Source organism: Halorubrum shenae (assembly GCF_051194165.1).
Classification (GTDB): Archaea; Halobacteriota; Halobacteria; order Halobacteriales; family Haloferacaceae; genus Halorubrum.
This window is the reverse complement of the sequence record NZ_JBLZNI010000045.1, coordinates 1-1,453: the sequence shown is the minus strand read 5'-3', so window position 1 is coordinate 1,453 and position 1,453 is coordinate 1. Positions and strand designations below refer to the sequence as shown.

General features: G+C 66.4%; 1 protein-coding gene and 1 pseudogene. One reads left to right on the top strand and one right to left on the bottom strand.

The window, feature by feature from the left end; translation table 11 throughout:
• Positions 1-73: 73 nt before the first annotated feature.
• Positions 74-1,120 carry a DUF5784 family protein gene (locus ACNS88_RS17560; protein WP_435100630.1) on the bottom strand — a complete coding sequence of 349 codons (1,047 nt, stop codon included), beginning with the start codon at positions 1,118-1,120 and terminating at the stop codon, positions 74-76.
• A gap of 117 nt (positions 1,121-1,237) precedes the next feature.
• On the opposite strand from ACNS88_RS17560, the pseudogene ACNS88_RS17555 reads away from it, so the two are divergent.
• Positions 1,238-1,375 (top strand): annotated as a pseudogene (locus tag ACNS88_RS17555) (DUF5786 family protein); the annotation flags it as partial.
• Positions 1,376-1,453 lie beyond the last annotated feature (78 nt).

Genomic DNA, 1,453 nt, shown 5'->3' with positions numbered 1-1,453 from the left:
GCCGGGAGTCCACATCAAAGCCCTTCCCTCAAGGACCGAGGCGCAGAGCGCCGAGGGAGTAGGGGAGGGTAGTTTACACCCAGTCGATCGCGGCCGACAGATCGATCGGGACCGATCCCTTCTGATACCCCTCGACGTGACCGTTCGGACGCGCGCGGAGGACGACGGCCGGCCTGTGACGGACCTCCGGTTTCGCCTCGCGCACTGCTGCCCAGTCGCCGGCGGGAAAGGACGTACAGTCCACGACGAGGGTGGCGCCGCCTCCGTGCGCCTCCAGTTGCCCGCTCGTCTTCGTCTCCGCGGTATCGCGGACCGCCGCGACGGGATCGTTCGCGGAGCGTCCGGAGACGGGTTGCGGGCGCGTGACCTCAACCAACGAGGCGGCGCCGGTGTCCGGGTCGGTCGCACGGAAGTCAAGCGAGTGGCCGGTCGACACCTCGATCTCGGGGGTCACGCCGTAGCCGGCCTCAGTCAGAATTCGGGCTGCGGTGAACTCCGCGATCGCGGCGCTCATCCGGATCAGATCGAGCGACTCCGAGGTCCCGAGCTTCCCGGCCATCGTCTCGCGGTAGTCGTCGAGTGTCCCCGGGCGGAGCGTCTCCTCGACGAATCCCGTCCCCTCGTCTCGGGTCGCATCGGGGAACCCGACTGCGTGGTCGCGGAAGAACGCTCGCGTCGTCTCCGCGCCGTCCTTCGAGCAGAACACCGGGAGGAAGTACCACGAGACGTGCGGGTACGCCGCGAGCCACGGCTCGTCGTCGTGGAGTCCGGCGAGCAGCTCTCGCTGGACCCACCGAGAGACCTGGTAGGGAACCTCGTCGAATCCGTACTTGTCCGTTCGCCAGAGCCCGCTCGGCGTCTCCGTGTTGCCGACCCAGTACCCAGTCGGCCCACCGTTGGCCCCATCCGGCGGGTCGTCGTCGCTGTCCGTCCAGCAGAACAGCGCGAACGAACCGTCGTCCATATCGAACCGCCGGGCCTCGTATCCGGGCGGCGGCGCGAACCACGGGTCGCTCGCGGTCGCCCCGAGGTTCTCGTCGAGGGGGCGTTCGAGCTGCGAGCGCACGCGGTCGGGGCTCCAGCCGCCGGGCGCGCGCCGGAATCGGATCGGTTGTGCCACGACGGTGCTACCGTACGGCGGGGTTAATCGGTTCCGGTGAGTCGAGTAGTTCGAACGTTCGATATTTCACCGACACATATATATCTGACAGTTTCCAAGCTAGTCTGTACCATGTCAATGGGTGCCTATGACGAAGCCGAGTACGAGCGTCGCGAGAAGAAGAATAGCGAAGTCGACGCGGATTTCGACGCCGAGCGCCCGGAGTACTCCGGATCGCTCACCTACGACTCCGGCGACTCCACGGAGGCACTCCTCGTTGACATCCTCCCGCGCCTGAAGACGCGGGAATCCCACGGTACCGTACCGCTGGATTGGGATATTAGGGTTTGCAGT